Source organism: Pseudomonas gessardii, from assembly GCF_001983165.1.
Taxonomy (GTDB): domain Bacteria; phylum Pseudomonadota; class Gammaproteobacteria; order Pseudomonadales; family Pseudomonadaceae; genus Aquipseudomonas; species Aquipseudomonas gessardii.
Genome location: NZ_MNPU01000005.1, coordinates 211,271 through 218,712, shown reverse-complemented (window position 1 = coordinate 218,712; position 7,442 = coordinate 211,271). Strand labels below are relative to the sequence as shown.

Below are 7,442 nucleotides of genomic sequence, written 5' to 3'. Positions count from 1 at the left end.
GAACGCCTGCCTCAGGCCAATTGCATCGAAGGCTACGAAGCGCTGCTGCCGTGGAACTGCAAACCCACAACGCCACTTTAAAACGCAAAACCCCACCAGCGGGAGGTGGGGTTTATGGAGCGCTTACGTTGCTCCCTGGCCTACACCCGTCTGCAAGCCACCTACGACAGTGAAATCCGCATCAACCCTTACAAAACATAAAAACCCCAACCAACACACCGGCCACCCCATCAATGTAAGCCCCGGGCTAAACATAACCACGCACAGACATGACATACCGACCTATTTCGACAAGCGTTGCTGGGCCAATAGTTCATGCTCTGGCACCTCGTCGCTTTATACATTTGCCCCAGCCCCACAAGCCCCTCTTTAAGCAATCACCGATCAGCTTTTAATTGCCCCCCCATAAACCAGCTCATGATCTATGGATTCTCGATAGGAAGGACCAAAGTTCACATAACCACCATCACCCTTGCCATTAGAGGCCGTTGGCTGCCACTCCTGGCTCTCGGCGCTAAAAAACTCGGCACCCTCGCCAGCAGTTTTATCCAATGGGTTACGGTGATCCCCCTGGACCTTGTCTATTTTACCGTCTGATCCCTCCTTCTTTACTGGTTTGCTTTTATCAAATAAAACATTATTTATAAAAAGCGGAAGAAGAAATGTTATTGCACTCATTTTTACACCCCCAATATCAATAACTAGAACATTCAACCAAGGCTACCTACACAGGCATCCTCGTTGAATATCGATGCAACCTATCAACCTAAAAAGTAATGACTTAATCAAAATATCAAGTCGCACTAACCATCTGCCTTTGCAAGCCCACCAGCGGCAGGGCACGGTCGCCGTGACTCATGAATCAATAAATCTTCGGTAAACAAACACGACAACCCGCCTGAGAGTATGCGCAACATCCTGGCCTATCGAGAACTATCACTCTCCCCCATAAAGGATATCTGAGCGACCATCGCCCCCGGAATCACCGGCAACAACAAAGTGTCCACCTTCCCGAAGAACGTAGATCCCAGGTTCAAGAGGGGTTTCCTTATCATCCATCGGTTCTCCAGCCAGGCGATCACGATCATTGACCAGAGGCTTATCCACGTTCCTATCGCCTGCATCCTCAAAATATTTAACATTAGCAGCAAAAAAAGCAGCAGCATTAATAGAAGACATAATCAAACCCTCTTAACCAAGAATCAAAACCAAAACAACGCTGACAAATAAAAAACTACACAACAGCCCACTTACTTTCAACACAACAAAAATATCAAATCAGCAGCAAACATCACAGAATGTAAAGTCTCATAGGCTCACACATACAACTTCCAAGCCCGCCATCAGACAAATCCGACGCACAGCCTTTCCATAGTCCTTCTGGAATAGTCTCCATGACTTGATTTTGCAATCTCAAATATTTATCACGCCAGGTCAGCGTTAATCATCGCCACGATGAAACATAACGAATAAGTTGGACAGCCGGCGCCCCGCCCCATAGGCGCCGGTAAGCCGATGGCTACAGGTCAGTGTCGATGCGTTTGGGCAAGCGCTGGTCGATCACACGATACAAAGCGCTGTCAGCCGGCCAGTTGCGCATAAACCGCGCACGGTCCCTGGCAAACGCCGGCGCAAAGCTACTCAGCGAGCCATGCTGGCACATCGAATCCAGATCAATCAGCACCCAACGCCCCCCCTGCCAGAACAGGTTGCGTCCCTTGAAGTCGCCATGGCTGATGCGTTCGCGAATCAGGTCGCCAAACAAGCGCTCCAGGGCCAGCAGTTCAGGTTCGGGCACTTCGCCGCTGTCCACGTAAGGGGCCAGATGCTCAATCAGGTCTGGCCCGGACAGGTGCTCGGTGACCAGATAAGCGCGGCTGCGCAACCAGAAAAAGCGCCGCTCCAGGATTGCCAGGGGCTTGGGCGTGGCAATGCCCAGGAACGCCAGGCGATTGCCTTCGCACCAGGCGTGCCAGGCACGGCTTGGCCGCCAGAAACGCCTGAGCCAGTGGGCAAAGCCCTTGATGTTGTAGCGCTTGATCACCAGCGGTCGCCCCGCGACGTCCACCCTGGCCACCGTGGCCGAGGCGCCGGCCTTGTACATCTGGCCCTGGCCCATAAGCCCATCGACCTGCGCCAGGACCGGCAACAGGGTCGGTGCTTCTTCACGGCGGATCGCCCGCAGCCCAAAAGCCCCGCGCACCACGCTGAACAAGGTGCAGTCGCGGCCGACCTTGCCCAGGAAGTCTTTCAGGCGCCAGGCCCGCACTTTGCGCACCTGTTTTTGCAGGGCTTCCAGGGGCAAGGCGTGTTCGCCATTGCTCAGCAAATAATGCACCAGCAGTTCTTCGGTAACCGGTTCGAGATTGCTCGGCAACTGGGCAAAAAACACCCCGAGGTTTTCCAGCACCCGGTTGCGTGACAGGGGTTTGCCCGCCTGTTCGACGCAGATCCCGCCACCGTCGATCAAATACAGCGTGTCGCCCTGACGCATCAGGTTGTCCAGGTGCAGGTCTTCCTGCCACAGGCCCTTGGCGTGCATCTGTGCAATCGCACCCAGCGCTTCGGCCAACACTGCCTGCTGCTCATCCGCCAGGGGCGGCATTGCTTCAACAGCCGCCCAGGCCTCGGCCAGGCTTTGTGCGCCTTCGAGAAACTCGAACAGCAACCAGCCGCCCTCACCGTCTTGCAAACCGTCAGCCAGCAACAGCGGCGTGGTCAGGCCTTGTTCGGCCAGCAGGCGCACGCCCTGGAGTTCACGCTGGAAATGCCGGGCGGCGCTGCTACCCACCAGCAACTTGGCCAACACCGGCCGGCCGCGCCAAACCGCCGCGCCCACATAACGCTGGCCCGGCAACACTCGCAACAGGCTCAGCAGTTGCAATTGGCCGGGGCCCGCCGCATCCGCCAACTCGATACTCAAGGGCAGCGTAGGCATGCGCCCGGCATTTTTGAGTTCAGACAAGCGCATCAGCGGGCCTCCTTGTGACTGCGCCGCCCAGCCAAGTACTCTGCCCACGTATCCACCAGCGAGCTGTCCACCGGCTGGTCGAGGTAGGCCGCCAGGAATTGCCGCACTTGCTCGGCAGTCCATGCGCCAGCACGGCGCAGCAGTGGTTCCAGGTCCTTGACCCGGTCACGCCGGCCCAACAACAGTGGCCGGGTTTTTTCCAGGTCGATCAACTGCGCGGCGTAACCGTCGCCAGTGGCCTGCAGGAAGATATGCTTGGGGTAAAAACAGCCATGCACCTGGCCGACACCATGGAGCGTGCGCGCCAATTGGCCACAGGCCACGAGGATCGCGTGGTGCTGGGCGTCGCTCAGGGCTGGCCACTGCTCCAGCAGTGAATCCAGGTCATTCCAGCCATCGAGCGCGCGGGTCAGCAGCAAGGCGCGGTATTCGCCGGCGACTTTGCGCTCGCCATAAAAGGCCGCCTGCAAGGCCGGGATCGCCTTCTGCCGATAGCGGCTGATATTGCGAAACTCGCGGGCAAAGGTCGGCTCGCCAAAGGGCCGATGCAGGGTGCGCGTCAGGTAGTTGCTCTGGCGCTTGAGGTAAAAGCCACGGCCCTCCAGCTCCAGGCGGAACACGCTACTCCAACCGCCGCGGCTGGTATTGGGTTCGTCCACTGCATCCAGTTGCCTGGCCCACAGGGCGTCGAAGTCAGCCAGGCCATTGCGCTCCAGCAAGGCCCGGTCTTCAGCTGCCAGGAAGTCATTCATTCGCGTCCCTCGAAAAACTTCAGCACATGGCGAATCCGCTGTTTGTCCGATTCGCTCAGGTGCTTGCGCCGACAATATTGCATGTAGAAACGTAGGCGCTGGGTGGCCGACAGGTGGTATTTGGCGACCTTGTCCAGGCACGCCAAGTCCTTGGTGATCCGGTACTTGAGCCAGAACCCGCGCCAGAAGTCGCCATTGGGGCAGTCGATCAGGTACAGGGTCTGCTGGTCGTCGATCAACAGGTTGCGCCACTTCAAATCGTTGTGGGTAAACCGGTGGTCGTGCAGGGTCCGGGTGTATTCGGCGAGCTGGCGGCTGACCTTGTCGACCCACACCGGGTCGGACAGTCGCGGGTCCTTGCGCTCAGCCAGGGCCGCCAGGTCTTCGGTGCGCGGCAGCTCGCGGGTGATCATCGCCCCACGGTCATAGGCCAGGCCCTTGCGCTCCAGGCCCCAGGCCACGACGTCGGCCGTGGGGATGCCCCACTTGGCGAAACGCTTGAGGTTCTGCCACTCGGACTTGACCCGTGGCTTGCCCAGGTAACGGCGCAAGCCTTTGCCGGCGCCGGTGTAGCGCTTGACGTAATAGTTGACCCCGCCACGCTGCACGCGAATGACTTCGGACAGCGGATCACGGGTCAGCCGCTCGCCTTGCAGGGCAAACACCGCGTCGAGGCTACCAAAGTCGTGCACAAGCTCCGAGTAAGCAGGTTCCAGGTTCCAACCCGCCATCAGAGCGCGCCTCCGTAGCGGACTTTACGGTCATAGAGCTTGCTGGCCTTACGCTCCAGCCACTGCAGCAACGCGCCTTCCTCGGCCAGGATCTGGCGCAGGGGCTGCTGGAAGTAGCCTTTGAGGAAGCGCAGCTTGTCGCGGCGGGTCAGGCCGATATCCAGGATCGAGAAATACAGGGCTGCCAGGTCCTTGTTGCGCCAGCGCTGGCTGATGCGCGGCCGCACCTGGGCGCGATGCAGGTCGATCACCGACAGCTTGAAGTCATCGGCCGTCACCGGCTTGTCGGTGTGCAGCAGGAAGTGGCAGATGTAGCAGTCGCGATGGTTGACGCCTGCGCGATGCATCATCCCGGTCATGCGCGCCACTTCGGCAATCAGTGCACGCTTGAGACGCGGCTCGGGCGGCTGCCGGAGCCAATCCATGCTCAAGTCTTCCAGGCTGACGGTCGGCGCCAGCTCCTCGGTGACAATAAAGGAATGCTGGTCGGCCGGGTTGGCGCCGCGCTCGCCGTAGGCCACGGCGGTCATGGTCGGTACGCCCACTTCGTGCAGGCGCTGGATCGCCTGCCACTCCTGCCCAGCGCCCAGCACCGGCAGTTTGGCGGTGAACAGGTTCTTGAAGATTTCACCCCAGCCGATGCCACGGTGGATTTTCACAAAGTAGCCGCGCCCCTCCACCTCGGTGCGCAAGGTGCGACGGGCTTCCAGTTCACGGTAAACCTCACCCTCCAACAGCTCGACTTCAGTGAACGCATCGCGTCCGGCCCAAAGGCTCTTGAACGGTTCGGCAAGAATCAACTTCATCAGTGTTGCTCCGCCAGAATTACATCCGCAGCGTGCTGCGGCATGCTATAGAGGTCGGCCGTCTCGGCGAAGGCCAGACCATTGCGGCTCCAGGCCGCACGTTGCTGCTGATCACTGAGCATCCCAGCCAGGTACTGATTGAGCTGGGCCTGCTCGAAAGGTTCGTCCAGTACGCGCCCGCAATCGGCCTCACTGATGTAATGGGCATACCCACACACCGCCGTGACCAATACCGGCAACCCGGCCACCAGGGCTTCGAGCAGCACAGTCCCGGTATTTTCGTTGTACGCCGGGTGAATCAACAGGTCGGCGCCCAGCAAAAAACGCGGGATATCGCTGCGCCCCTTGAGGAACTGCACATTGTCGCCCAGGCCAAGGGTAGCACTCTGTAATTGGAATACTTTGGGGTCGTCCTGGCCGATTACAAACAGGCGAGTGCGTTTTTTCAGCTCCGCTGGCAGGGCGGCCAGCGCCTTGAGGCTGCGGTCCACGCCCTTGGTCTTGAAGCCCGAACCGATCTGCACCAGCAGCAGATCGTCCTCGGCAAGGTTGAATTCGGCACGGAAGCCCGCGCGGATCTCGGCCGCATTCGGCGGCGCCCGACGGTCCTGGGCGATGCCCGGCGGCAACAGGTGGAAGCGCGCCAGCGGCGTGTCGTAATGCTTGATAAACAGCGGCTGCTGGACCTCGGAGATCATCAGCACTTGGGTCTTGGCGTCCCTGGCAAACACTGCGCGTTCGTACTCGGAAAAATGCCGGTAGCGGCCAAAGCTGCGGTACAGCGAGTGCCGCAGGTTCTGCGCCTTGTCCTCAAAACAGCCGTCTGCCGCGTAGTACACATCCAGGCCGGGCATTTTATTGAAGCCGATCAGGCGGTCCACCGGGCGCTGGGCCAGGTCGGCCTGCATCCAGGCCGTCAACTTCTCGTTGCGCCGATGGTTGAAGAACGCCTTGACCGGCGCCACCAGCACTTCAAACCCGGGCGGTACGTCGCCTTCCCAGATCAGGGTGTAGACACGGATCTGGTGGCCGCGCTGCTGGCACTCCAGGGCGATGCGCATAAAGTCGCGCTGCAAGCCACCAAAGGGGAAATATTTGTACAGTACAAATGCCAGTTGCATCAGTGCAGCTCCTCAGCCAATAACAACGTGCTCAGTCGGCTGGCCACACGCTCAGGGTTCAGGCGAGTGAAGCACAGTGGCCACTCGCGCTTGAGATCGAACCGGCGCTGGTCTTCAGCCGTCGGTTGGTAGGTGCATTTCTTTTGCAGGCAGGGCGCGCAGGGGAAATCGCTGCCCAGATGGATCTGCGCCTTGCCGTAGGCCCCGGTCAGGCCCGGGTTGGTCGGGCCGAACAGGGAAATTGTCGGCACATCCAGCGCGGCGGCCAGGTGCCCGAGGCCAGTATCCACCGCCACACAAGCCCTGGCTCCGGCCAATACCCGCGCCACACCCGCCAGGTTCAGCTTGGGCAGCACCTCAGCATTGGGCAGGCCCTGGGCCAGACGTTCGGCGCGGGCTTTTTCGGCGGCATTGCCCCACGGCAGTTTCACATCCACCCCCAGGCTGCCCATGCGCTCGGCCAGCTCGCGCCAATAGGCTTCGGGCCAGTGCTTGGTGTCCCAGGTGGTGCCGTGCAGCAGCAGCACAAAAGGTTTCTTCGGCGGCAGGCCGAGCAGTTTTTCGGTGCTCAGGCCGTAATCCCCCAGGCCTTTGGGCAGGTCATAGCCCAGGGCCACGGCGAACAACTGGCGCAAGCGCTCAACCGCATGCTGGCCACGGGCAACCGCCAGGCGCCGGGAGTAGAAACGTGCGGCAATTGGCTCGCGGGCCGACTGCTTGTCGAAGCCGGCTACCGGCGCCCGCACATAGCGGGTCAGCCAGGCGCTTTTCAACAGGCCCTGGGCGTCGATCACCAGGTCGTATTTAGTCGCCTGGATCTGCTGCTTGAAGCGCCGCCATTCGCCGCTCTTGAAGGTCTGCCAGAGGTTCTTGCGCCAGCGGCGAATCGCTACGGGGATCACCTTGTCCACCGCCGGATGCCAGGTGGGGATTTCGGCAAAGCCTTCTTCCACCACCCAGTCAAAGCGAATCCCCGGGATCGCCCGGGCCGCGTCGGTCAATGCCGGCAAGGCGTGGATCACATCGCCCAGGGATGAGGTCTTGATTACCAGTACCCGCAA

8 protein-coding genes are annotated in these 7,442 nt (G+C 60.0%); all 8 read right to left on the bottom strand.

The window, feature by feature from the left end; translation table 11 throughout:
- Positions 1-384: 384 nt before the first annotated feature.
- Entirely contained in the window at positions 385-714 is a 330-nt protein-coding gene (locus BLL38_RS30365; RefSeq protein WP_130898199.1) for a hypothetical protein, read from the bottom strand.
- 222 nt (positions 715-936) lie between these two features.
- Positions 937-1,179: a hypothetical protein gene (locus BLL38_RS06380; RefSeq protein WP_130898198.1), complete on the bottom strand. Its 243-nt coding sequence runs from the start codon at positions 1,177-1,179 to the stop codon at positions 937-939.
- 340 nt (positions 1,180-1,519) lie between these two features.
- Positions 1,520-2,971 carry a lipopolysaccharide kinase InaA family protein gene (locus tag BLL38_RS06375; protein WP_076961777.1) on the bottom strand — a complete coding sequence of 484 codons (1,452 nt, stop codon included), beginning with the start codon at positions 2,969-2,971 and terminating at the stop codon, positions 1,520-1,522.
- A complete protein-coding gene (locus tag BLL38_RS06370) occupies positions 2,971-3,723 on the bottom strand; it encodes a lipopolysaccharide kinase InaA family protein (protein ID WP_076961776.1) in 753 nt (250 codons plus the stop codon). The genes BLL38_RS06375 and BLL38_RS06370 overlap by 1 nt, the downstream gene beginning before the upstream one ends.
- Positions 3,720-4,454 (bottom strand): lipopolysaccharide kinase InaA family protein, encoded by a 735-nt coding sequence (locus tag BLL38_RS06365; protein ID WP_076961775.1) that lies wholly within the window; start codon positions 4,452-4,454, stop codon positions 3,720-3,722. Before BLL38_RS06365 ends, BLL38_RS06370 begins: the two co-directional genes overlap by 4 nt.
- Positions 4,454-5,260, bottom strand: coding sequence for a lipopolysaccharide core heptose(I) kinase RfaP (rfaP, locus tag BLL38_RS06360; RefSeq protein WP_076961774.1), 807 nt, complete (start codon positions 5,258-5,260; stop codon positions 4,454-4,456). Before rfaP ends, BLL38_RS06365 begins: the two co-directional genes overlap by 1 nt.
- Positions 5,260-6,381, bottom strand: coding sequence for a glycosyltransferase family 4 protein (locus tag BLL38_RS06355; protein ID WP_076961773.1), 1,122 nt, complete (start codon positions 6,379-6,381; stop codon positions 5,260-5,262). The genes rfaP and BLL38_RS06355 overlap by 1 nt, the downstream gene beginning before the upstream one ends.
- Positions 6,381-7,442: a lipopolysaccharide heptosyltransferase I gene (waaC, locus tag BLL38_RS06350; protein WP_076961772.1), complete on the bottom strand. Its 1,062-nt coding sequence runs from the start codon at positions 7,440-7,442 to the stop codon at positions 6,381-6,383. Before waaC ends, BLL38_RS06355 begins: the two co-directional genes overlap by 1 nt.

Bases quoted from the DNA above. Each gene is read 5' to 3' on its own strand.
- BLL38_RS06370 (WP_076961776.1), bottom strand. From the start codon at position 3,723: ATGAATGACTTCCTGGCAGCTGAAGACCGGGCCTTGCTGGAGCGCAAT.
- BLL38_RS06375 (WP_076961777.1), bottom strand. From the start codon at position 2,971: ATGCGCTTGTCTGAACTCAAAAATGCCGGGCGCATGCCTACGCTGCCC.
- rfaP (WP_076961774.1), bottom strand. From the start codon at position 5,260: ATGAAGTTGATTCTTGCCGAACCGTTCAAGAGCCTTTGGGCCGGACGC.
- BLL38_RS06355 (WP_076961773.1), bottom strand. From the start codon at position 6,381: ATGCAACTGGCATTTGTACTGTACAAATATTTCCCCTTTGGTGGCTTG.
- BLL38_RS06365 (WP_076961775.1), bottom strand. From the start codon at position 4,454: ATGGCGGGTTGGAACCTGGAACCTGCTTACTCGGAGCTTGTGCACGAC.
- BLL38_RS06380 (WP_130898198.1), bottom strand. From the start codon at position 1,179: ATGTCTTCTATTAATGCTGCTGCTTTTTTTGCTGCTAATGTTAAATAT.